The sequence below is a fragment of the Psychrobacter cibarius genome (genome assembly GCA_030686115.1).
Lineage (GTDB): Bacteria > Pseudomonadota > Gammaproteobacteria > Pseudomonadales > Moraxellaceae > Psychrobacter > Psychrobacter cibarius_C.
Genome location: CP131612.1, coordinates 2,705,158 through 2,730,692, shown reverse-complemented (window position 1 = coordinate 2,730,692; position 25,535 = coordinate 2,705,158). Strand labels below are relative to the sequence as shown.

The window sequence follows — 25,535 nt, the reverse complement described above, 5'->3', positions numbered from 1 at the left end:
TTAAGTGTTGATTAAAAGGTTTGTCACATGGCTCAGATTAAGAACTTAATATTTAGTAATGGGGAAAGATATCCAATGCTAATGGATTCAGATGGTACTCCTGACTATTGGGTTACATTATATGTGACAGAGAAGCTAAGACCTTCTCAAACACAATCCGCAATTATCAATACTCTTGGGCATTTGATACACCTTAAACTATGGGAAGAGATAAACAATAGAAACCTTATAGAAGAATTTGTAGAGTCTAAGTTCTTAAGTAATGAGGATGTCTACTCTATTCGTGATCACTGTATGCTGGATAGTAGAAGCTTGAGGAGTTGGTTAAAAAGATCAAAGAGTAATGTAGTAAGGTTTCCGTCAGCATCAACTGCGAGCTTTAAGCCTATTCAAAGTGTCTCTAGTAATCATGCATCAAATAGAATGACTCATATAGCTTTTTACTTAGACTTTATAGTTAGAGTCTTACTAAAGAACAAACTAATAAATGAGACTGTGTCTGCTTCAATTACTAGCATGAATAAGTCGTTATTAGCTAACAAGCCCAAAGGCAATAAGGGAAAGGGTTTAGCTGTTGACCCTAATTTAAAGTCTGCACCACCTGAAGCTTTCGATCGAATACTGGAGATTGTAAAAGAAGATTCATCTGATAATCCTTTCAAAGGTACAGATGTTAAATTACGCAATGCAATTATATTTGAAGTCATGAATCAGACAGGTATGAGAGCTGGTGAGATCCTAGCGTTGCAAATTGATGACATAGATTTCCATAAAAATACTATTTCAGTTGTGAGGCGACATGATGCGGTTGAAGACCCCCGAAAAAGGCAGCCAGTGGCTAAAACTAGAGAACGTAGCATACCTGTTAGTGCAACCCTCATTGGACGATTAAAAAGCTATATTATGGAAAATCGTGCAGCTACCGATAATGCTAAGGCGCATCCTTATATTTTTGTCACTCATAAGCGTGGTAACTATTTCGGTAAGCCAATATCCAATAGTACGTTTGTTAACCGTATTATTAAGCCTGCAATAGCAGTTAGCCCAGAGTTACTTGAAGAAGTAACAAGGCATGGTTTTCGCCATAATTTTAATTACAACCTCTCAAAGCGCATAGATGCTAGAAATCAAGCAGCAAAGACCAATCCAGAGATATCTCCAGTTACAGAGAAAATGGAAATACAAATTAGGAAGCAACTTAATGGATGGAGTTCTGATAATACTGCTGAGGGATATAATTTAAGATATATAAGAGAAGAAGCCGATCGCGTTATGCGCGAAGATATAGAACACTGGTCTCAATTCATTAAGAAGGATTTATAGCGTGCAAAGTTTACTGAAAAATAATAATAGTGTAGAAGTTTGTGCTGAGCTTGAAAAAGCAAGAATCAAGATACCCGCTCAACATGTTAGTAAAAGTGGATATCCTTTTCAATTTAATAGTGATGAGTGGCGTTTAGATGGCTCCACTGTTATCTACTTCGAACGTTTGTCACGTATGCCTAATAAGCTAAAAGATAGCTTTAAGAGAGCTTTGTGTCGATATGCAGAAGAGCTTTCAGCAATGCATACCTTCAATATGTTTAATCGTTTTAATGCTTTCATGAAAGCTAATAGTGATGAAAATATAACAGTAGACGCTTTATCTAACTACAGAGCTTCGTTTAACTCAGATAATGAATACAAATTAGGGGCTTTAAAAGGGTTTTTGCTAGCTTGGTATGAATGGCGCTTTGAAGGCATTGGCAAAGAAGTCGCAAGTTACTTGGACGAATTAATACTTAGAGGAAACCCTAAAGGCAATGCTGTCAAAGGTGCATGTCCATATTCGGGGCCGTTGACTCATAATGAGCTAGGGGCCTTAATTGATTGGGCGTCAAATGCATTCAATACGAAATCTCTGAATCTTAAAGAGTATGCTTTTTTTATGACATTAGCATTAACTGGTCGTCGAGCTGTTCAAATTCGATCTCTAAGATCCATAGATCTCATTTTACGTGAAGGTGATAACGGTAATGATTATGTTATTAACTGTCCTAGAGCTAAGCAGCGTGGTACTGGTTTTAGAGGACAGTTTACACCTCTTCCAGTCAATGACGATTTATACCTTATCTTGAGCAATCAGCGTGACGAATCGATAAAACGGATTGAAAGTATATTGGGAGTTGTCTTACCTTCAAAAATTCAGGATCAAATCCCCATCTTTTTAGAAGAAGAAAGATTGAATGAGATAGTGGATCAGAAGGACTTAATAAGACAGTTTACTGAAACACCTGATTTTTTACACATGACAAGAAATACAGCTTTTTATTTGCTTCGAAAAGTTTCTATCAAAAATACAGCCTACTCTGAAAGAACTGGTGATTTTATTAACTTTACTGCTTATAGGTTTAGATATACTAAAGGAACTAACCTTACACGTCGAGGAATAACAGGTGTTGCTTTAGCGGCTGCATTAGATCATACGGATACACAGAGTATTGGTGCTTATGTAGAAAATACCGAAGAAACAGCTAAACAGATAGATGAAGTAATGGCTCCAATATTAGCCCCTCTAGCACAAGCGTTTGCTGGAAAACTGATCGCTTCTGAACGAGATGCTATTAGAGCGAATGATCCAAACAGTAGAGTAAAGAATGGGGTTTCGCAAAATATTGGTAATTGTGGGACACATGCATTCTGTGCATCTGGCTATAGAGCGTGCTATACCTGCGTAAATTTTCAACCTTGGTTAGAAGCTCCTCATACTAATGTTCTCACCGAAGTCCTAGAGGAAAGAAAAAAACAAGAGAATCTAGGTATTTCACAAAACGTTATTCAATCAACAGACAAGTTACTACTTGCCGTACAACAAGTCGTTCTTATGTGTGAAGCTATCAAGTCAGAGGAGAAAGTAGTAAATGTCTAATGTTATTCATTTTGAACCTAAAGACGAGCTAACAGCTAAAGAGAACTTAGAGAGTTTTATTGTCCATTGTCGTGATAAGTTGACGCTCTATGATGATCAGGGCGGTTGGCAGAGTAATAACTGGAAACACGAACAAAAAGGGCGTTCAATAGCAATGACCTTTTCAAAATATCGTGAAGTTTCGAATCCTGCTAACTTTGATCCTTTAGAAGAGCCTTTCCTGTCTTTCGCAAAATCTTATATTCGTTACAACCAAAGCATCAAAGCTGTTTCAAGTGTTACTAATAAGATGGTTGCTTTACGCCTAATTCATGATGCTTTGTTTGAGGTTCATGATGATGCCGATATATTAAGAGTTGATGGTTTAGTCCTTATTAAGGTGAATGAACTAACTACGATTCGGATAACTAATGATGACCGCAGAAATAAAGTAGGCTACCAAATTCAAATTCTGCTTGATTTTATTCGGGATAAGAGATTTGCACCTACACTTCAGGCATGGGTAAATCCTTGGCCTAAAGTAGGCGCAAAAGCCGAAAGAACTGACAAAGAATCTATAGAATGGCAGGATACACGTTGTCCAAGTATGCATCAAATGTTAGCTTTGGCAGATAGTTTTGCAAAAGCTGATACTCAAGAAGACAAGTATTGGTCTAGTATTATGGCACTGCTAATGTTTGCACCTGGAAGAGGCGGAGAGCTTTCAGAATTAACGGTTGATTGTATTCACCGAGGCGAAAATGGGGCGTTAGGTGTCAGATGGTATGCTAAAAAGGGCTTTGGTCATACAATCAAGTGGGTTCCTAAAGACCTTGAAGAGACTGTTTTAGAAGCTCATAGAAGGCTAATGGAAATTGGGCAACCTGCACGAGATGCTGCTAGGTTTGCCTACAATAGGCCTAATACTTTCTTACGTCACGAAGAATGTTGCACCTCACATGACTTCCCTGAGAACGGAAAGCTAAATGCATACGAATTTGCATGTGCAATGAACTTCTCAAAATCTACTGTTGATGGGTTGCTGTATAAGAATATAGATTTAAAATCTGAAGAAGCTTGGGATTACATCGGTGAGAAAAGGACTAAATGGATACAGAATCTAAGATCTAATGGAAGCCCTACATATACAGCGCTAGCTCAATATACCTTAGAAGAGTACAAAAACTCAAGTTGGCCAAATTTACAGTCAATTGAACGTCCAATATGGGACTCTCTAGTACTTATACGTGACCGTGAATTTCATAACCAGTTTTCCGCTAGATCCTTTTCATGGCGTCTGCCTACAGTTAACGAATTAAATGCTCAATTATCTATCCGAGACAAGCTCAAAAATCCACCTAAAACTCTGTTCCAAAGAATGGGTTATAAAGATGAAGATGGATCTGAGATTCGCTTAACTTCACATCAAATTCGTGTTTGGCTATCCACTAATGCTGAGCGTGGAGGTATGGATGCATGGCAATTAGCACGATGGGCAGGACGAGCAAGGATAAACGACAACCGTCATTATGATCTTAGAACTAGCGAAGAGCGAGAGCAACAAGCTAGAAGTGTGATGGAGTTTAATGAGCGTCCAACGGCGCTTCAAGCTATAAAGCTTAATTTACCAGTAAGTTATAAGGATTTAGGCTTAAACCGTATCGGTGTCGCTGATGTTACAGAATACGGTATGTGTACTCATGATTATGCTATGTCACCCTGTACTAAAGGTGGTGAGTGCATGACATGTAAAGAGCATGTGTGTATCAAAGGGATGCCCAACACTTTAGAAAGCATTATTAGACTAGAAGACCAAGTAGAGTCTCAGTTCAAAAAAGCAGAGCGTGATGAAGTTAGCGGTCATTTTGGTGCTAATAGATGGGTGACTCACCTTAGTTGGAAGTTGGCACATATTCGCACGCAGCGTATATTGCTTGAGTCAGAGGACACGGCTGAAGGAGCTATTTTGTGGATTCCACCAGACCATGACCCTAGTCCAGTCAAACGCGCATTAGCACAGAATGATTTACAGATCATAGCGAATAGCGAAGATTACGTTGAAGAATCTACACTTACATCTTTACTAGGAATCGAAAATGCCTAAACAAATTATCACACGAAAAACTCTTCAAGTTGCGTTGCATGAGCTGGATAGTTGGAGTGGTAAGTTAACATGGGATAGATACGCTCAGCAGCTTGCTAAGGTGTTAGGTGAGGATGCAATCAGTCGGCATACTCTAATGTCATACAAGGTGTTAGTTGAGGCTTTTAGAGAGCGAAAAGAAAGCTTGAAAGAAGCTAAAAATAGCGATGCACCAGATATTACTCTTGAGTTTGCCAAAAAACAGATTGCTATGCTAGAAGCTAAAGTGAAGCGACTTGAAAGTCAAAATGAGAAGTTACTAGAACAGTTTGTGAGATGGCAGCATAATGCTTATATGATGCCGAAAGTGGATATGAATTTGCTTAATCAGCAGTTAGATAAACCTTTGCCTCAAGTAAACAGAAGGTAGTTTTAATCCACAGATGTAAAGAATTCGTAGTACTGTTATTATTAGTTAAGTATATTCAATACAATTCTTACGAAACTACCCCTTCGTTGATTTTGCTAAAAGATTTTAAGAGTAAACGAGGCTATAATTTTGTATCCGAAGCAGAAAATCAAAGTAATTATAAAGCGGCTATGTAAAAATTAAATTAATAAAGTATTTGATTATAAAAATTGGGCTTTCAAATGGAAAAAAACGAAGTACAAATACAAATACAGACGCAAGTACAAAGATGGTTGTCTCGCAAGACAACTACAGGTTCTGTTAGACAAGTGACAGGATTACCTATTGCCTTAGCATCAGATGTGGGAGTAGTACGGTCTGAGAATCAAGACCGACTAGTGTTATTGCGTGCCCAAGTAACCAATGAGAAATCATTTTTAGTTGGAGTCTTATGCGATGGTATGGGGGGAATGGTTAATGGTAAAGAGTGTGCTGAACTTGCAATATCTTTCTTTATTTCTAGTTGTATAGTACATAGACAGATGAAGTTAAAAGATAGGCTATTGAATGCCGTTAATTCTGCTAACAATGCAATATATGAGAAATACCATGGAGATGGTGGTACAACGCTTTCTGCATTCATACTGGATAGCGATAAACAAATAGAAGTTGTAAATGTTGGTGATAGTAGAATTTATTTAAAAACTGACATGGGTTTTGAGCAAATTACAACTGATGATACTGTTGCAGGGCAGCTTAAAAATAACTTTCATACCCCTGAAGTAAGTGGCCTTCTTCAATATATTGGGATTGGACCGAGCTTAGAGCCTCATTTTATTGAGCTACCCCATATAGATAAAATTTCAAAACTATTAATGACAAGTGATGGTTCGCACTACATAGTACAGGAAACTCTTAGGCGTATCATGATTCCCAAATTACCTGCATCAGAGCTTGCTGAAAGACTTATAAGTGTAGCTAAATGGTGTGGCGGTCATGATAACGCAAGTGCTTTACTCCTAACAGATTTGCCTTCTCTATTCCTTAAAACTGAAAATATTTATAAAGGAACGATAGATATTTGGGACTCATTTGGAGAAATGCAATTGTTTGGAATAGAGACAGCGTCATCCAAAAAAACTCAAATAATTTCCGATGTTAGTGTAGATCCGAAAGCGGATATAAACGCAAGTGTTGTGTCTAATACTAGTGCGCGCTCAAAAGATGAAGAAACTTCTAAGAATAGTGACAGTCTCGATAATAAAATCAAGCCAAGAAAAATGAGACAGAAAAAAGAACTTACAAAAGAACCAGAACAGCCCAACTTGAGGATTGATTTTGAATAATAGTATTCTGATGAATGGATTGCCAACAAGATATGTACTTGATGGAGAATCAGGAAGCGGTGGTTTTAGTGATGTATTTTACTGCAATGATACTCACCTAAAACGTAAAGTCGCAATAAAGACGATTAGAGATGCTGATCAAGCTCGGCGACTAGATGATGAGATAGAAGCGTTATTGAAGATTAGGTCAAAACACGTAGTGCAAGTATTTGATGTTATACGTGTGTCAGACATTGATACTAATATGGATACAGTTGGAATTGTTTTGGAGTACATAAACGGTGAAGATTTAGTTGAATCTAAATATCACCTTCAGTCTAATACTAGTTTACTAAAAGTGCTTTGGCAAATTGCTTCAGGAATATCTGATATTCATGATACTGGATTGATTCATAGGGATATCAAACCAAACAACATGAAACTGGATAGCGAAGGTATACTTAAAATATTTGACTTTGGATTATCAAGGAATTCAGGCTTAGATGCGGTGACTGTCGGATTTACAGGCACTCAGGGATTTGTTGCTCCTGAACAATACACGCATGAAGAGGTAAACTTTACATCTGCTATCGACATATATGCATTTGGAATTTCAGCTCTTTATTTAGCTACACAAGATATACCTAAGCCATTATTGGAAATGCCACCTAAAGCTATACCTATAAACTCTTTTGACTGCCCATACTTAGATCCCTACCCAACTTTAAAAGTACTTTTTGAAAAATGTCTAGCACATGATCCTATTGATAGACCAAGTATTGTAGAGATTACAAACGAAATTAGTAAATATTTGCTTTTTAACCAGCATCAAGCAATTGTTGTTATGGACGGAAAGACTAACTTATTAAACTCATCAACTAGAAGTGCGAAATTAAATTATGGAACAATCGGTAGTTTTGAGATTGAGTATAATGGACTGGATTTCTTATTGAAAAATGTTGTAGGTGAAGTGTTTGTCAATAATGGACTAGCAAAATCTGGTAGAAATATTCCTGGAGCATGTGTAATTGGCTTAGGAAATAAACAAAGGCATCATCTTGAAAGAAAGTTTGTTACTTTTGATATTTCAAATCCGGAGGTTACATTATGATCGGTCCACACGAGCGAGATGATATTGTAGGTGAGCGATACCAAATTGAAGAATTTGTTGACCAAGGAGGTATGCAATTCGTATATTCAGCTTACGATAAAACTCTCAACAATAGAGTTGCGCTTAAAACTCCAAAAAATCCATCTGCGGAAAAGAGATTCCATAGAAGTGCAGTTGTTTCAGCAAAAGTTAATCATCCTAATGTTGCAAAGACATTAGACTATTTCGAGGTTGGTGATAGAGCATATTTAGTTGAAGAACTGGTTATTGGAGGTGATATGTCTAAAACGCTTCTTAAAGAAGCAGACTATTTGGACCCATTTCTTGTTGCCAAGTTATTCCATTATTTAGCAAAAGGACTTGCTGCTTCGCACCACGCAAATGTCATACATAGAGATTTGAAGCCCACAAATATAATGATTGTTGGTGGTTTTCAATTATCGGGTGTTAAGATTACAGATTTCGGTATTGCTAAGATGGCCGCTGAAGAATTAACAGAAGCAGTCATAGGTGGTGAAGAGACAATAACTGTTTCAGCTACTGCTCTTGGAGCTTTACCTTATATGTCACCCGAAGCTATAGACACTCCCAAAGATGTAGGAATCGAAACTGATATTTGGTCGCTTGGAGCTATGATGTATGAGTTATTGACAGGTACAAAGCCTTTTGGCTCAGGTTTAAAAGTTGTTAAGCGTATCCTTGATGCTGATTATGATGCCTTTCCTGAGTTTATAACTGCTAATCCCCAATTTAGCTACTTGTCTACGAAAATAGTTGAACTGATACAAAAATGTCTATCTCTTGATTCAAGAGATAGACCAACTGCTGATGAATTAGTTACAGAATGTGGATTACTTTGCTATCCAATTCGCGAAAGACACTTTGGTACTATGAGACCACAGAATTCAAGATGGGGATTTGTGGATCCAAGCGATAATACTGCTAATGTTTTTTATCATGTGGACTGTATATATGGTGCACGACCTCAAGTAGGAGAAAAAGTCATGCTGTCTAAATATGAAGGTAGTGGTGCCTATCGTGCTTTACCTCTAGTTCGTATGAAGCAGTAAGTTTCTAATCAAACCATCTGTAGTAACTATGCTCACTATTTAGAATGTTGATTAAGGTAGATAAAATGTCGTTCTTTTGCTTCATTTCTACAATTTTGCAAATTAATGTTAAATATAAAAATAATATTTTATATAAGTATTTGATAAATATAAATTTATTTTAATATTTTTTTTCTATCTATTGATATATGTATACATTACCATTTTAGGATACACCTTAGACTTTAATGTAAAATATATGTTCTAGAAAACCCTGCAATTGCAGGGTTTTTTTATGGCTAGTGATAAATGACTTAAAAAAATAAATTTTCTATAGTGCCCATAAAAGTCGGATGAGAGTGAGCGCGTTAAGAAGATAGACTTTGTCAATTGCTATATTATCTCGCTAAAAAAGTAAAACGTTTGTTGGTTTTTATAGTTGCGCTCTGATGGTTATTTGAAAGCATAGAAAATTAATTACTGGTTGGTAAACGATTTAGTAAGAAGATAAAGCGGATAAACAGTAGCCTGCTTCATTGATTTTATCGATTTTTTTATTCTCATTATTTTATCAAAGTTTATATTGAAATCTATGAAAACTACCTTTCATATCCTATATAGACCGTCTGTTCTATTGGATTTAATTAATGCTAACGGTTCATTAAATGGGTTGATATAATCCACTCGAATCAATAATTCAAACAATATTAAATGTGGGGCTTTCATTTAAAGGGATTTTTATTAACCAATAAAAAGTCAAAATTTGACTGTTTATTGGCTGAAATAATAAAAATTCATCTGGTCGACCGCTTACGATAAGGTTGGTTCAATGTGAAAGGTTAAAGCTGTCACGCTTTTATAATCAATTGACTATAAAAGTGCCCACCTTACTGCTAGTGCTGAGTACAAAGAATGAAAGATGGTGATGTGTTTCAAAAAACTGATTTGGGCAGAGAAGAGATTAAATCTCAGAGTCTTGGCATATTGCCGCGTGAAGCGAGAACATTGCTCATTATGATCGATGGTAAACGCACGTATCAAAGCTATCTTGATACGCTTGACCGTAGCAAAATGTTTGCCGATTTTGGCGGTGTTGCACCACTATTTGAGTTGCTGTTAGGGCTTGAGTGTGTAGAGATAGTGGGCGCTGATAATGCTACCTCCCAAACATCCACTGCGCCGCAAGCATCGACGGCTTATCAGTCTCAAGCATCGTCGTCTGAAAGAAATATTGAGACAGAGTTTGATCGCACCTTTAATGATAAAGGTCTCAATAAAATGGCAGCATTAGGCAAGAAATCAATCAGTAGTATTTTCAAGGCTAGGTTGTCTGGTGCGAGCTACGAAACGATAAAGTCAGAGTTGGCCAACTATATTGAAAAAAACGCACCACCAGTAGAAGCTTGGGGTTACTTGTTGAGTTTAGAACAATGCAAGGATAGCTCGCAATTATTGAGCTTAGTCAAAGAAATACAGAGCACCAGTAGCAGTAATTTATCGCGCGGCATGAATGATTTTATCAAAAAAATTCAACGTTAATATATACGCGACTTATGTTATAAAAAAATGACTTATACCACAAATACTCGGTTATAAAAGGCAGTAGCTGGGTGGTGATAGGTGAAAAATTTAGCAAACTAATTGGAGTGTTTTGTGGAATCAGCTGAGCTTTCAGAATTAAATCGCCTAAAAATGCATCATGGCGAGCATATTATTTTACGTTTAACTTATATTAGCCGTTATAACACCGACAATCCTAAAGGTGAAGTAACGCGCATCCTGACACAAGCTCAGCAAAACAATGAGCGCAATGGTATTACAGGTGCTTTGGTATTTAATCACAATTATTTTTTGCAAAGTATTGAAGGAGCGAGACCCGTCATCAATGAATTGCTCAGAAAACTGGTTAAAGATAATCGGCATCATGGCTTACAAGTCATCGAATGCCGTGAAGTAGAGCTGCGCCATTGGAGCAAATGGTCAATGAAGTATTTGATTCCGAGCGATGAAAACAAAGGACTTGCGCTCAAATTTTCGACAGGTACTCAGTTTAATCCTTATTTGATGAACACCAATCAAATCATGATGTTGATTGAGACGTTATCAGACCTTCAAGAGCAAGAAGCAGTGAGCGCCGCCAAAAAGAAGAAACCATGGTTTTCTATTGGCTAATTGACTGACGTTTATAAAAGCTAAGAACCATCACACCCATGACATTTTACAAGAGATAAGATATGACATCAGCAATGGAAGATGCACACATTTTGATGAGCATGACATACGCTAGCCGTGCCAACCCAGATGTATCGGCCAACGACTTCAACGAAATCTTGCAGCAAGCACAAGTAAATAATGCCGCCAATGGCATTACTGGTATGCTGACGTTTAATAAAGATTATTTTTTGCAAACCATTGAAGGGCCAAGAGCACAGATCAATCGTCTGTTATATAGTTTAATTGCTGATCCGCGTCATCATGACTTACAGGTTATTGAAACACGTGAGTTAAAGCATAGAGCATGGTCTAAATGGTCTATGAATTATGCTTCTCCGACTGAAAAAAATGCGGCGATTTATTTAAAATATTCGACAACGATTGATTTTAATCCCTATTTATTGAGCGCCGAAGCAGCCTATAATTTGATGAATGAGCTTAGTGATCAGCATGATTAATCAATGGTGCTTTTAACTAATCGGTAGGTATATATGGAAAAAATCGGTTGCTATTTTTTATGGATTTATGTTTGCTGAGTTATTCGTTTAACCGTTTTTAGGACATTGTTTATAGAGACTGGTTTTATCTTAAAATTAATAACTGTTTACGAATAACTATTAAATAAATAGTGGTTTTTTATTTACCCGATTTTACTATTCACTGACCTTTGTTATAGAAGATATAATAATCTACTGTTGTGATAGCAAGGTTTTTTGTTTATATTATCTACGCCCTTAGGTATTGTGGCTAACAATATTTTATTTGGTTGAAAAAATATCGATTTGTGACATTCATCGTTGTATTTAATGATGAATACGTCATTCTTAGTTCTTAATAGTGAATAATATCTATTAAGGTTATATTTTTTATCTTACAGTTGGATTTATTATGAGCAAAAATACCGCCATTGATTTAGAAAACCTGAACGTTGATGAGCTACGTGCCATCACTGAAAATGCTCAGCAGCTTATTGCCAAAAAACAACATCAGCGTTTGTATGACGCTTATATGCAGTTTGAGAAAATTGCAGAAGACAGCAATGCCTCTATCGAAGAAATTCTAAAAGCTGGTGAAACGCTAGAGAAAAAACGCAGCATCAAGTATCGCAATACTGACAATAACGAAGAAACATGGACTGGCCGTGGTCGCAAGCCAACGTGGTTGGTTGAAGCGCTAGCAGCAGGTCGTAGTATCGAAGATTTTGCTATCTAGATAGTGTAGTGGCTAACAGGATGATGTCGGTTTAGATTTAGCAAGGTGCAATTTTTACCAAAGACTATTTAAAATAAGCGCTTGTTTAAATGAGTTCTGTTTTAAAAAAGTGCCATGTTATATCTACTCTGATCATCGGGCTTGTTTCTCATGATTTGTGTGCAATCATAGCGTTTGATCGTGATAGTCCTTTCGTCTTAGAAGCTGAGAAAAGCCAGTATCTTTATTGCCATTATGTTGGTAAAAAGATACTGGCTTTTTTTCTGTCATCTGTATGCCATTGTTTGTTATGATAATGACGTTTTTGTCTTATATAAGAGTTATGCAACCGTGCCCCAAGTATCTGCGTCGTCTCATAAGCGCCCTCGTAAGCTGTGGTGGCTGGTTGGGTTTGTATTACTTGCATTATTTGCTGTGTTGCAAATGCCAGCGGCGTGGCTGCTTGAAAAGTATGCTCCCGAAACGCCTTATGTACAGCATGTGTCGGGTAATTTATGGCAAGGCTCCGTTATCTGGCAGATGCCTTTAGCAGCGACACCGCTCACAGGTACGGCGGAATGGTCGTGGCAGCCATGGCATTTGTTATTGGGTAAGATAAGTGCAGAGGTCGATATCAATTCAGCACAAACCCGCCTCAATGGACAAGTAAAAATAGGCACCAACTCATGGCAAGTGGATAATATGAGCGGCAAGGTAGCACCTGAGACGTTGGCAAGTTTGGTTGATTGGCAATTGCCCAATACACCGATTCAGGTCAATAATGTCTCGCTCAGCCGTCAGTCTGGCTCAAGTGCCGCCGCAGAAAACGCTTCAACAAAAAATCCATCTGGTTTTACTCAAGCGGATGGTCAGTTGACATGGGTCGGCGGTGAGATAGGCTATCCTAGCGGTGGCAAGATTTTTTATCTGACCATGCCTGCGATGCGTGCTGAGTTAAGTGCCGAGCAAAAAAACAATAAAAACCTGCTTCATATCAATTTATTAAACAATCAAGATAAGCGCTTGGGCGACTTATATATCGATGGCGATAATATGTTGGATGTCAGTTTGACGCAGCGTTTATTAGAAAGTATGCCTGAGTATAAAGGGCAAGCACCCCAAGATACCCCAGTCGTCAGTGTGCGTCAGCCGCTGCTAAATGGGCTGGGGACACGCTAGATGATGAATGTTTCTACAACTTTGAAACCTGTGCTTAATACCCTTAATCGATTCTCAGGTTGGGTATTGTTATTGGCTGTTGCTTGGTTATGTTGGACAGCGGCTCGATTACTATGGTTGTTGCTCGCCGCACCATTGGCACCGATGTTGCCACCAGCAGCTTTGCAAAATACATCGGCATCTGGCAAGGACTATAGTGGATTATTTGCTATTTTTGCAGACCCTGAACCTATTGCAGCAGCAGTGCAGCCACCGCCCAATGTCAATCTAAAAGGCGTTCTGTTAGCAATGCCAGAGAGCATGTCCTCGGCACTATTGGACGTCAATGGTGAAGTGAAAAACTATCGAATCGGTGACGCGCTAAAAGACAGTGGCTATACCCTTGTCGCTGTCGACTGGAACTCGGTTGTCATCGCTGATGCTAGCGACAAGCAAACCGTCATTAGCATGCCAGCCGCGATGCCATTAGACCAAAGTGACATGATCGCAGGTGCCGTCAGTAATCAGCGCTTGCCAGAGAACAGCATGTTGCCTAACGCCCCTCAGCCTACACAAAATACTGAGGAAGAGTCCGCTGCGACAGGCAGTGACAGTAGCCCGCAATCTGCTATCGATGAAGCGGTCACAGAATTGCAAGAAAACCCCGCCAGTTATTTGAGTAGGATGGGGGTTATGGCAGCAGGGGAAAGCTATCAAGTGACGCCTGCAATGCCAGCAAAGCTGCGTAATCGACTAGGGCTTGAGCCAGGTGATAAAGTGCTAACGGTTAATGGTCAAAGCGTGGGTAGTAATCCTGCCCAAGATGCTAGTGTGCTGCAACAGGTACAGCAATCAGGTGAGGCGCAAATAGAGGTACAACGCGGCGATCAAGTTATTACCATTCGTCAGCAGTTTTAAGCACAATAAATGGGTGAGAAACCTTATTTTAAGTAAATAAGTTTTAATTAAATAAGTATTTAGATAGTGCCACTTAAATAATGCCATTGTGGGCAGAATGTTAAGTGAGCAAAGCAATCATTGAGCACAGCACACAATAAATCCAGTACATACTAAGCGACATCACTGTAGGTAATCATCAATATGGTAAGTTTTCATAATTTTTCAGTCACGCCTCTGTACCATGTTTTGCAGCGCCTGTTGCGCCTGTGTCGTCCTCTTTGCCTAGCCGTACCATTATGGGCTGCCAGTACGGGTCTTGCGAGTGCTGAGAGCTGGAAAGTTAACTTACAAGATGCCGATATCAAAGCCTTTATTAATGAGGTGGCAACCATCACTGACCAAAACTTTGTCCTTGATCCACGTATTAATGGCAATGTGACGGTGATTTCTAACAAAGCCTTGTCGCGTGACGAAATATATCAGCTGTTTTTGAGTGTGATGCAAGTCAATGGTATTGCAGCGATTGACTCGGGAACGACCATCAAATTGGTGCCAGATAATGTCGCCAAACAATCTGGCTTGGCTGTTGATTTACGCGGTGACAGTGTTGGTGAGGCATTAGCTACTCGTGTTATTTATTTAACCAATACCCAAGCTGCAGAAGTGCTGGGTGTCATCCGTCCGCTTATGCCTCAATCAGCTCATGCCGCTGCCGTGCCTGGTGTCAATGCCTTGGTATTGTCCGATCGTGCCGATAGTCTTAATCAGCTGACGTCGCTCATCCGCGATTTAGATAGCAACGTCAATGACAGTTTGCAAGTGATACCACTACGTCACGTCGATGCTGAACGTATGATGGAATTGATTAGTGCCTTGGTTGCAAGTGCTGGTAGCGGGCAAGCACAAGGTGGTAACAACCAGCTTAAAGTTATCGCTGATACCTCTAGCGATAGATTGTTGGTGAAAGGCAGTCCGGAGATGATTGCTAAAGTCAAAGAGATGGTCAATCAATTGGACACCACGCCTACAAGGCGTTTGAGTGGTCTGCGCGTCTTTCGATTAAAATACGCCAGTGCAGGTCATATTGCAGATATGCTACGTGGATTGCTCGCCAATCAATCTATTAATAGCGCTGGAGCAACGTCCTCGTTAGAGTCGGCATCATTGAACGATTCCAGTAGTACAGGCGCTACTTTGACTAATGAGTCTAGCACTAACACAACGAACAACGCGCCGACCTCAGCGACCTCTGGTGCCAATTCGAGTAGTACTGGTACAGGTGTTGGCGGGCGACCTTTTAGTATTATCGCTGATGAAACCCAAAATGCCGTTATTGTCAATGCAGCACCGGAGCTGATGTTTGAGATTGAAGATGCGGTCAATCAGTTGGACAGTCGCCGCGCGCAAGTATTGATTCAAGCGGCTATTGTAGAAGTGTCAGGTGATGATGCGACCCAGCTTGGTGTGCAATGGGCGCTTGGCAATGCCAATAGCGGCTACGGAGTCGTAAACTTCAATAACGTAGGCGCGAGTGCTACAGCACTTGCCGCCGCGGCGTTGGGTGGCGGTGCCGCCAGTATCAGTGCAGCAGCAGGCTCGATAGCTGGTGCTTTGATTGGTATTGGTGATAGCAGTAAAGACAGTCAGGGAAACACCCAGTTTTATGGGGCTATCTTGCAAGCACTTGATTCTTCTACCAGTGCCAATCTGCTGTCTATGCCATCAATTTTGACATTGGACAACGAAAAAGCCAGTATTTTAGTGGGTCAAAACGTGCCTTTTGTGACAGGCTCCTTTACCACCAGTGGCAACGATTCTAGCAACCCCTTTCAAACCATTGATCGTCAGGATATTGGTATCAACCTAAATGTCATTCCTCATATTGGCGACAATGGCACCGTACGCTTGGAGGTCTCGCAAGAAGTCTCGTCGGTGGTGCCGGGCAGTACGGGTAACGCCAGTGGTTTGATCACCAATAAAAGCCTCATCAATACGACGATTCTGGCTGATGATCAGCAGACCATTGCTCTTGGTGGCTTGATGCGTGAAAACAGCACCACGCGCCAACAAAAAGTCCCTGGCTTGGGTAATGTACCAGTCATTGGTCGACTGTTCCGCTCTGACAATGACACGACGCAAAAAAGCAACTTAATCATATTTTTACAGCCAACCATTTTACGTGATGGCAGGGCAGTCGCCAGTGTCACCGAGCGCAAATTTAACCAAATGCGAGTCCTGCAATTGGTCATTGATAAAAACGGTACCATTAAACAGCTGCCATTGAGCGGTACGGAAGGTTGGAATGGCGATGTTAGCGCAGATTATGAATTGATGCCGCTCAATCCCCTTGTTCCTAAGCGCGATCAGACACCAAAGTCTCAGTCTCAAGGTTTTACCAAAGTAGACAGTCCTAGTAATGGTATGACAACTTACCCTTTAAACCGTTAAGAACTCAAAAAAGCGCTTTATTAACGATAGGTTAATAAAGCGCTCGCCTCCTATTCTTATAGCATGTAGAGACACGGTGTAATAAATAAACTACGCCGTACATTAGCTTGCGTATTCATAACACAGATAAACATAGCAGTTTTTATATCGCAGTATACTAATGAGTAATTGAGTAGTAAGTATGAACACTTGCTGATAAATATTGTAGATGATGATATAAAGGTAGGGGTGCAAGCAATGACACATCATAAAAATGCTAAAAAGTGGTTTTTATTAGCAGTCGCTGCCACCACCTTATTAGTGATTCCTCGGCGTAGCAGTCGACAATCTGATACCAGAGCGTTAGATGAGCACAATGTATCAGATGAGCACTTAGATGAGCACTCAGATGAGCAAAATGCAAAAGCCAATTATGATAATACTAATAGGGCGTGTTGAAGGTCTCTTTACTTATCAAAATCTCTTTTGTTGATTGGCATTTTTTAACTATAGAAATCATTTTAAATAAAGTCATCATTCTAAAGTGTTCATTGACGTGGTTATTGCTACAAAATGACAAATAATGTCTATTGAATGACAAATCACGGAACGCCTCGCTGAAAACTATTAATTTTGGAGTCTATCAATGACCCCTATCGCTTCACCTAAGATGATCAAACAGCCCTTACCTACTATTTATCCTCTCATTGACACGCATACTCATTTTGATGCCCCAATATTTGATGATGATAGAGAAATACTGACGCAGCAAGCTCACAATCAGGGAGTGCTCCATCTGGTATTAGTGGGTTATCTATATCAGCATTTTGAGCGGATGTATGAGACTGAGCGCCTGTTAAATACGCTGCCATTACCTACGATAGCCAATGTCGATAGACAAAAAGTGTCAAATTTTAGTAGCCATATTGCGGTCGGTTTGCATCCTTTTTATATCAAACAGCATACTGACGATCATTTAACCGCTATGGCAAAAAGGATTGCTGATAAACGCCCATTAGCAATCGGCGAGATTGGTTTAGACACCTTTACTGAGGCGATGAAAGCGCCTGACATATTTGCCAAACAAGTACGATTTTTTAAGGTGCAATTGGACATGGCGGTGACTCATCAACTGCCAGTGATGCTGCATATTCGTAAAGCCCATGCAGAAGCGTTGGCCATACTAAAAGCGCATGATTACGATGCACACAAACTTGGCGGTATCGCGCATAGTTTTAGTGGTGGGACGCAAGAAGCCAAAGCATTTGTTAAGTTGGGATTTAAGCTTGGGGTTACCGGTCAAATCACTAATCCCAATGCCAAGAAACTGAGCCGCGCCATTCAAGCAGCGGTTGATAGCTATGGTGTTGAATGTTTGGTAATAGAAACGGATTGCCCTGATATGACGCCTATCATGTGCCAAATATCTGACCATGATTCATCAGTGCCAACTCAAAAATCAGACAGTGCAAGGAGGAGTACAGCCGTACATAATAGAAATGTACCTGCCAACTTACCATGGGTGTTGCTAAGCTTGAGTGAGTTGCTCAATGTACCACCCGCCAGTCTTGCTAAGCAATTGTGGCACAACAGTTGCAGTGCTTTGCAAGCAAAATGGGATTATCCGTTGTAATAGTGCCACATATTTTAGTCACTGACGGTTTATTGTATGGCTAGCCATTGATATGATAGTGAATGAGATAGCCGTGAATAAAGAAATTGACGTAATATAAGCGCCACCAAAATAATTTAAAAGAGCATTTAATCTGTTATGAGTGAAATACAACCATTTGAGCAAACAATGACAGAGTCCATTGGTACCGAAGACGTTACAAAGACAGAAGAGCTTAGCGAAGACAATGTGCAATATGATCGCCGTTTTCAAGGTACGCGCACTCTTTATGGTACGACAGTTGTCACTACTTTTGCCGATGCGCATGTATACGTTATTGGCGTTGGAGGCGTTGGTTCTTGGGCAGCTGAGGCTTTGGCAAGAACGGCAGTGGGCACTATTACGTTGATCGATTTGGACGTATTGGTTGCGTCCAATGTCAATCGGCAGTTGCCTGCACTAGACAGCACCTTTGGTGAGAGTAAAATTGCAGCGATGGCCACCCGTATTCGTGAAATCAATCCCAAAGTAACGCTAAACTTGATCGATGATTTTTTAACTGTAGAAAACGTCGCCACTTTATTGCCAAGTCGTGATGAAGCAAAAGCCGCTGTTGCTCAAGGCAGACCTATGGTTATTTTGGACTGCGTAGATGATATGAATGCCAAGCTTGCCATCGCGCTACATTGTCGTTTTAATAAATTAAAATTGGTGTGTGCAGGCGGCGCAGGTGGCAAGATAGACCCTAGTCAGATTAGGGTGAGTGACTTGCGTGACAGTTACCAAGATCCTTTACTTGCCAAATTACGCAATAAGCTGCGCCACGAAAAAGGCATTAATAGTACACTAAAAGAAAAGTTCGGGATCAAATGTGTCTACTCTACAGAGCCACCGCGGGTAGATAAGAGTTGTCAGACAGGCGGTTTGCAGTGTGGTGGTTACGGCTCAGCAGTAGTGGTCACATCGGTGGTTGCGATGATTATGGTGAGTGAAGCATTACAATTATTAATAAAACAGGCGGGCATCAAGCCGAGCGTCTGATCTTATTTAATGGAGTCTATCTTGTCTATATTTAACGCACCTAAACACAGCTACCCAGTAGCGGCAGATGAAGTAGAACGCATCAATAAGCTTAGGAAGTATCAGGTGCTCAACGACAATGATGAGCCTGCATTTAAGCGTCTAATTGATCTGGCAAAGCTATTTTTTGATGTACCAGTTGTGACCATTACTTTCATGGATGAAGAAACACAGTATCTAAAATCTGTCCAAGGACTGGGCGGTGTTTGCCGCACGACGCGTGAAGTGGCTATTTGCAATTATACCGTGCTTTCTAACGACGTCTTTGTAGTACCGGATTTAACCAAAGACAGTCGCTTTAGCCACAATCCCCTAGTGACAGAATCGCCATACCTACAGTTCTATGCTGGTGCGCCAATTATCTTGCATGAGGACAATAAAAGCTATCGTTTGGGCTCGCTGTGTGTGATGGATATGAAGCCCAATCATGACTTTGATGAGCAAAAAGCAAAGGTGTTGGCTCAATTTGCGATGATGGCGGCAGATGCCTTGCAGTTACAGGATAAGCAGCGTGATGCCAAACATGCCAATGAGATGAAATCAGACTTTTTGGCCAATATGAGTCATGAAATCCGTACACCGATGAATGGCATTATTGGTATGGTGGAGATGCTCGGTGAGACCAAACTTAGCAGTGAGCAACAAGAATACGTGGACAATATCAAAGTTTCCAATGAGCATTTGATGGCGATCATTAACGGGATTTTAGATTTATCGAAAGTAGAATCTGGGAAAATGACCATTGATTCTATTCCTGTTAACTTATCCGCATTATGTAATGAGGTGGTCAGCCTCTTTGCTGTCAAAGCACGTCAGCGAGGGCTCATTTTAGACTACCATTATACCGAGTCGTTATCGCCCTATGTGCAAGGCGATCCGGTACGCCTCAAACAAATTTTAGCAAACCTTGTTAATAATGCGATTAAATTTACTCGTGAGGGTGGACGAGTCACTATTGATGTCAAACATGTACCCAATTGTCATTGTGATGGTTTTGACGATGACAGCGCTGACCAATATCGCGCTCAAGGCATTTCGGCAAGCGATCTCAGCAAAATAACGGCTCAAGAAGCTATCAGTAATACCATCTATCATGAAGTCATGACCTTATGCATTGAAGTCACAGATACGGGTGTCGGCATCAAAGCTGAGTCATTGGATGCAATATTTGATGCTTATGACCAAGCAAATAAATTCACCCACCGTCTTTATGGCGGCACAGGTCTAGGACTCTCGGTTTGTAAGTCTTTGGTTGATTTGATGGGCGGTTATATCGATGTGGATAGCGAAGTGGGTGTGGGCACTACGTTCAGTGTTTTATTACCGCTACCGACTATTGATGAAAACCAGTATGAGATGTGGCAAGAGTCAAATGACTTTACGATGATTGAGCCGACCCATGAGCGTGCTGGTCATATATTGTTAGTTGAAGACGATACCGTCAATGCCATTATCGCTAAAAAAGCCCTGAATAATAGTGGTCATACGGTCACGCATGTCACTGATGGGCAGCAGGCTATTGAAATTTTTGCGCTCTCACCTGAGCGTTATGATGTCATTTTAATGGATCATCACATGCCTATTCTAGATGGTGTACAGGCCACTATTAAATTGCATGAACTCTATGATCCTCAATCATTACCACCTATTATTGCGTTGACCGCCAATGCAATGGATGGTGAGCGTGAAAAGTATTTAAAAGTTGGAATGCAAGATTACTGTACCAAGCCTTTTAAACAAGAGCAGTTGAATGCATTGGTACAATATTGGCTGATACAGAAACACTCATCAGCAGAGTAGTGTTTTGGTAGATATTTATAGAAGGTTATACGTCATCGCTGTCATCAATAGCGACAGTTCATCCACTATAAAAAACCACAGCGTTAACCTTGCTTGACATACTCCATATGAATTTTTACTCGGTTGCTTTGGAATACTTTTCAATCAAATTAACTACAGAGACAGTATTAAAGGCAATATTCATAAATAAAAAAAGCTGAACCGCTTTATCAGTGGTTCAGCTTTTTTGTGGAATAACAGCTAGAGGCTAACTGTTAAGTCCTATTATGTAAGTTCTATTATGTAAGTTCTATTATGTCGAGCGCTATGACTTTTACATGCTATTGGCTAACGCGAGTTTGATAGTCACCTGTGCGAGTATCAACACGTACGACTTCTTCTTGTTGTACAAACAATGGCACACGGACGACAGCACCTGTCTCTAACTTGGCAGGTTTGCCGCCACCACCTGAAGTATCACCACGCACACCAGGATCTGTTTCAGTGATTTGCAACTCAACAAAGTTAGGCGGTGTTACTGAAAGAGGAGTACCGTTGAATAAAGTGATGGTACATAGTGCATTGCTGTTTTCTTTTAGCCACTTTATTGAATCGCCCATCGCTGTTTTGTCCGCTTGAATCTGCTCAAAACTTTCAGGGTGCATGAAATGCCAAAACTCACCATCGTTATATAGATAGTTCATTTCAGTGTCCATGACATCAGCAGCTTCTAAGCTATCGCCTGACTTAAAGGTTTGTTCCAATACCTTACCACTACGAAGGTTGCGCAATTTAACACGGTTAAAGGCTTGACCTTTACCTGGTTTGACAAACTCGTTTTCAAGAATGGCACAAGGGTTGCCATCGAGCATGACTTTTAGACCAGCTTTAAATTCATTAGTAGAAAAACTTGCCACAAGAAACTCCTAGGGGTTATAAATAGGGTGGTAGATAAGAGAATGAATAGCTTACTGCGTTAAAATCGCTTATTACGCTAAGTGTTTAAAGGATAGGTCGTATGCTTTGATAGGCTACGCACTAAGCGCGTATAATAGCGACTTTTGGGCACAGGTATTAGGTTGTCATGATAAACCATTTAATCACACAAAAAAACTGGCAAACGCAATTATCCGAGGCCATTACGTCTATCGATGAGCTGTTAAGCATCCTAAAGCTAGAATCATTGCGGGCAGAGGTTTATGTGCCTAAGCATTTTGAGCTGCGCGTACCACGTGGATTTGTGGCAAAAATGAGTATCGGCGATAGCAATGATCCTTTACTGAGACAAGTATTGCCTGATCAGCGCGAGCAAATCAAGGTAACGGGCTATGTGGCGGATCCCTTGAGCGAGAATACGCAAAACCCAGTCAAGGGTATGCTGCATAAGTACCAATCCAGAGTGTTATTGACCGTGACAGGTGCTTGTGCCATTCATTGTCGTTACTGTTTCCGTCAGCATTTTGACTATAGTGCCAATATGCCGACGGCTGATGCCAAAGAAAATATCATTGATTACATTACCGCACACCCTGAGATTAATGAGGTGATTTTGAGTGGCGGTGATCCACTGAATGTGACAAATAGACGCCTGTTTGCTTGGCTAGATTCTTTAGAGTCACTCCCGCAATTGACCACTATTCGTCTGCATACGCGCTTGCCGCTGGTCATACCAGCGCGTTTGGATGATGCGTTATTGACCAGACTGTCTCAAAGTCGCTGTCATATTGTGATGGTCATTCACTGTAATCATGCCAATGAAATCGATGCCTTAACAGCAGAGCATCTGCAACGTGCTCGAGCGGCTGGTATGACTTTATTGAATCAAGCGGTGCTATTAAAAGGTATCAATGATAGCGTTGCTGTTCAAACACAATTAAGCCAACGTTTATTTTCTGCTGGTGTGTTGCCTTATTATTTGCATGTATTAGACAAAGTGGCTGGAGCCGCACATTTCGATAATGATGAGCGCTTCGCAATTGAGCTGTATTGGTCATTGTTGGCAGCACTCCCTGGTTACTTGGTACCGAAGCTGGTGAGAGAGCTACCAAATAAACCTTTCAAAGTACCGATTGATATTTACAATGATCGTTAATATAGGCACTATGGTATATTGAAAAATTAGTGAACAAAGCGTGATTTTTAGAAGATGGGCGTGCGGTTAGATGATGCTCTAGAACTTAATCGTTACTAAAAATGGGTGCTGTCGATTTCGATGGTTGCTGCTGATTTGTATCTTTTATCTTGTGTTGTTGCATACGGCATGGTTGAATATTTGCCTCCTGCCAAGTTACTCAAGGTTACTAGGAATACTGATGATAACTTTATCGACGTTTCAAGAGCACCTATCTTCTACAGAGGCATTGCCCCTAGTTTCTAAGCGATCCGCTAATGGCCAAGAAGGTTATTTGCTAAAATTGTTGGCAGCGTTACCTTCGCAAACGCAAGCACAGCAAGCTGAACAATTGGCAAAAATACTTACGGTACTACGCGTGGCTAATATAGATGAGTCGCAACGTCTTACCCTTATGGCGACGGTGATAGACGCCTCAGATCAGTTAATTGCCACTTTGCGACAGTCTTATATTTATGAGACAGGTGCGCTTAGCGACATTCAAATGGGTTATGTGGCTCAAATAAAGTCGCTATACTATTCAATGATTATGGTCTATGACAGGGTCATACGTCATAAAACCTCATTGCTCAATAATCAGCGAAAATATGCTGCAAGTAATGGCTGGCAGCGCTATTTTAATGGTGATAAGTCTTCATCAACGACACTCGCCATTGCTATTTACCAGACGCTGCTGATGTACCAGAAGCTATTGGGCGAAGAAGCACTGTGCTATCAAAAACCCTCATCTTACTTATGGCACAAAATCAATCAGCTGTATTACCTTGCTTATCAGTACCATGCGGCTGAGATTAATATAAGTGTTACGGCAGGCACACAGCGTGCCAAGACGGTTCATCAGCTGTATTGCCAAATTTGTTTATACAGTCTATTAAATGTACGTGCCATGCGTCGTCCCAATATTCTGCTCGTCCAACGTTTGTTACCTGAATGGGCTAAGCATATCGTTGCGACGATTGAGCCAACCACCGAGACCCGCGTGTTCGTTGATTTACAAAGTGACAATCCGCCAACTTACCTGACGGCCAGTTCTACAATCAACCCATACGATGATCGCTATCACTGTTTATTTATAGAAATTGCCCCGCTGGTTGAGTATCTTAAACGACGCAAACAGGCTTTAGTTAAGGAAGGGGGTGACGGCGTTGAGAGTCACTTGCTTAATAAAATAGCGATGACGCTCAATTACCGCTATTTACAGCCGCCGCTCACCCTAGCGACTAAACATCGTGCGAAAGAAGACGCTGTTTTGATTACAGGTTTTAATAATATTCATTATCGGGTGAGCCATTCGCATAGCTTTACCAGTTTAATCGCTATAAAAGAGTTACCAGATGAGCAGCGTCCTCGTTATGATACCGTGAATAAAAAACAAGACAGCAGCCACGTATTAGCCAGTGAAACCTTTGATCGTAATGATGATTTATCACTATTTCGCACCCTGCGACTATCATCAACAGTAGATACTTTAAATAAAGACCGCTTTCATAAAGATGGCTTTTATAAAGAAAGTGTTCATAAAGACAGTCTTAACATAGTGGCTGATGAGAATGCATCTGCGACGACTGCACCGCCAGCATTACATATGATGAGCCTTTTTTTAGTCTGTCGATCTGATACAATCACGCCGCCTGATTGGTCAATGGGCGTGGCGCGCTGGCTTGATTTTGATAGCAAAAACCCAGAGATCGAGTGGCAAGTACTCGGACATCAGCTAGTGGCTTGTGGCTTGCGTTTAGAAGGTGAAGGCAGAAAAACGCGTAGTCGCCATTTTGTGCCAGCATTTATCCTTGGTAGAGATGATCGACTACAAACCACTGGTACTCTGATTGTACCGACTTCTTACTTTCAGACCGATGATAGAGTCATTATGCGTATTAATAGCAAACAAACCCCTTTACGTTTGGGGCAGAGGTTGCTGATTACGGATGAATTCAGCCAGTATGAGGTGGTGCAGCTGTAGTTTGTTTGAGCGTCTATGGAAAAGTTGTCAAATAGTAATGTCAATAAATGCTGGCTTAAAGGTTACTTTATTGAATTTTTTATTCAATAATAGCAGTGAATAAGTGTACTGAATAATGATGATAAGTTAGTCTGCAATCAGTCAAGTTATTGTCTATAATGATTGATACAGTTATGTTCGTTTATACGATGTTTTTGCTTCGCCAAGATGTCGCCT

General features: G+C 40.4%; 21 protein-coding genes. 20 read left to right on the top strand and 1 reads right to left on the bottom strand.

The window, feature by feature from the left end; translation table 11 throughout:
- Window positions 1-27: 27 nt before the first annotated feature.
- From Q6344_11605 to Q6344_11520, 18 genes are all read left to right on the top strand, one after another.
- A complete protein-coding gene (locus Q6344_11605; GenBank protein WLG13239.1) occupies window positions 28-1,323 on the top strand; it encodes a site-specific integrase in 1,296 nt (431 codons plus the stop codon).
- A gap of 1 nt (window position 1,324) precedes the next feature.
- Window positions 1,325-2,908: a site-specific integrase gene (locus tag Q6344_11600; protein ID WLG13238.1), complete on the top strand. Its 1,584-nt coding sequence runs from the start codon at window positions 1,325-1,327 to the stop codon at window positions 2,906-2,908.
- A complete protein-coding gene (locus tag Q6344_11595) occupies window positions 2,901-4,991 on the top strand; it encodes a hypothetical protein (GenBank protein WLG13237.1) in 2,091 nt (696 codons plus the stop codon). The genes Q6344_11600 and Q6344_11595 overlap by 8 nt, the downstream gene beginning before the upstream one ends.
- The gene (locus Q6344_11590) at window positions 4,984-5,400 is read left to right on the top strand and encodes a hypothetical protein (GenBank protein ID WLG13236.1); all 417 of its coding nucleotides are present in this window, start codon (window positions 4,984-4,986) and stop codon (window positions 5,398-5,400) included. The genes Q6344_11595 and Q6344_11590 overlap by 8 nt, the downstream gene beginning before the upstream one ends.
- Window positions 5,401-5,621: 221 nt before the next feature.
- Window positions 5,622-6,725, top strand: coding sequence for a protein phosphatase 2C domain-containing protein (locus Q6344_11585; GenBank protein ID WLG13235.1), 1,104 nt, complete (start codon window positions 5,622-5,624; stop codon window positions 6,723-6,725).
- On the top strand, window positions 6,718-7,815 hold the full coding sequence (locus Q6344_11580; protein ID WLG13234.1) for a serine/threonine-protein kinase: 1,098 nt from the start codon (window positions 6,718-6,720) through the stop codon (window positions 7,813-7,815). Before Q6344_11585 ends, Q6344_11580 begins: the two co-directional genes overlap by 8 nt.
- Window positions 7,812-8,885 (top strand): serine/threonine-protein kinase, encoded by a 1,074-nt coding sequence (locus Q6344_11575; protein WLG13233.1) that lies wholly within the window; start codon window positions 7,812-7,814, stop codon window positions 8,883-8,885. The genes Q6344_11580 and Q6344_11575 overlap by 4 nt, the downstream gene beginning before the upstream one ends.
- Window positions 8,886-9,791: 906 nt before the next feature.
- Window positions 9,792-10,403 carry a hypothetical protein gene (locus Q6344_11570; GenBank protein ID WLG13232.1) on the top strand — a complete coding sequence of 204 codons (612 nt, stop codon included), beginning with the start codon at window positions 9,792-9,794 and terminating at the stop codon, window positions 10,401-10,403.
- 114 nt (window positions 10,404-10,517) lie between these two features.
- Window positions 10,518-11,036, top strand: a complete 519-nt coding sequence (locus Q6344_11565; protein ID WLG13231.1) for a BLUF domain-containing protein — start codon at window positions 10,518-10,520, stop codon at window positions 11,034-11,036.
- Between the two features lie 62 nt (window positions 11,037-11,098).
- Window positions 11,099-11,536 (top strand): BLUF domain-containing protein, encoded by a 438-nt coding sequence (locus tag Q6344_11560; protein ID WLG13230.1) that lies wholly within the window; start codon window positions 11,099-11,101, stop codon window positions 11,534-11,536.
- A 430-nt stretch (window positions 11,537-11,966) separates the two neighbouring features.
- Entirely contained in the window at window positions 11,967-12,290 is a 324-nt protein-coding gene (locus tag Q6344_11555) for an H-NS histone family protein (protein WLG13229.1), read from the top strand.
- 330 nt (window positions 12,291-12,620) lie between these two features.
- Window positions 12,621-13,448, top strand: coding sequence for a type II secretion system protein N (gene gspN, locus Q6344_11550; protein ID WLG13228.1), 828 nt, complete (start codon window positions 12,621-12,623; stop codon window positions 13,446-13,448).
- Window positions 13,449-14,345: a type II secretion system protein N gene (locus Q6344_11545; GenBank protein WLG13227.1), complete on the top strand. Its 897-nt coding sequence runs from the start codon at window positions 13,449-13,451 to the stop codon at window positions 14,343-14,345. It abuts the gene before it with no gap.
- A gap of 183 nt (window positions 14,346-14,528) precedes the next feature.
- Window positions 14,529-16,775: a type II secretion system secretin GspD gene (gene gspD / locus Q6344_11540; protein ID WLG13226.1), complete on the top strand. Its 2,247-nt coding sequence runs from the start codon at window positions 14,529-14,531 to the stop codon at window positions 16,773-16,775.
- A 237-nt stretch (window positions 16,776-17,012) separates the two neighbouring features.
- The gene (locus Q6344_11535) at window positions 17,013-17,213 is read left to right on the top strand and encodes a hypothetical protein (protein WLG13225.1); all 201 of its coding nucleotides are present in this window, start codon (window positions 17,013-17,015) and stop codon (window positions 17,211-17,213) included.
- A 187-nt stretch (window positions 17,214-17,400) separates the two neighbouring features.
- Window positions 17,401-18,387 (top strand): TatD family hydrolase, encoded by a 987-nt coding sequence (locus Q6344_11530; protein WLG13224.1) that lies wholly within the window; start codon window positions 17,401-17,403, stop codon window positions 18,385-18,387.
- A 168-nt stretch (window positions 18,388-18,555) separates the two neighbouring features.
- Window positions 18,556-19,407, top strand: a complete 852-nt coding sequence (locus tag Q6344_11525; GenBank protein WLG15205.1) for a ThiF family adenylyltransferase — start codon at window positions 18,556-18,558, stop codon at window positions 19,405-19,407.
- A 21-nt stretch (window positions 19,408-19,428) separates the two neighbouring features.
- Window positions 19,429-21,246 carry an ATP-binding protein gene (locus tag Q6344_11520; GenBank protein ID WLG13223.1) on the top strand — a complete coding sequence of 606 codons (1,818 nt, stop codon included), beginning with the start codon at window positions 19,429-19,431 and terminating at the stop codon, window positions 21,244-21,246.
- Between the two features lie 320 nt (window positions 21,247-21,566).
- Here Q6344_11520 and efp read toward each other — a convergent pair whose 3' ends face one another.
- Window positions 21,567-22,142: an elongation factor P gene (efp, locus tag Q6344_11515; protein WLG13222.1), complete on the bottom strand. Its 576-nt coding sequence runs from the start codon at window positions 22,140-22,142 to the stop codon at window positions 21,567-21,569.
- A gap of 167 nt (window positions 22,143-22,309) precedes the next feature.
- Here efp and epmB point away from each other — a divergent pair, with 167 nt between their 5' ends.
- The gene (epmB, locus tag Q6344_11510) at window positions 22,310-23,317 is read left to right on the top strand and encodes an EF-P beta-lysylation protein EpmB (protein ID WLG13221.1); all 1,008 of its coding nucleotides are present in this window, start codon (window positions 22,310-22,312) and stop codon (window positions 23,315-23,317) included.
- A gap of 220 nt (window positions 23,318-23,537) precedes the next feature.
- Window positions 23,538-25,319 carry a hypothetical protein gene (locus tag Q6344_11505; GenBank protein WLG13220.1) on the top strand — a complete coding sequence of 594 codons (1,782 nt, stop codon included), beginning with the start codon at window positions 23,538-23,540 and terminating at the stop codon, window positions 25,317-25,319.
- Window positions 25,320-25,535: the final 216 nt, after the last annotated feature.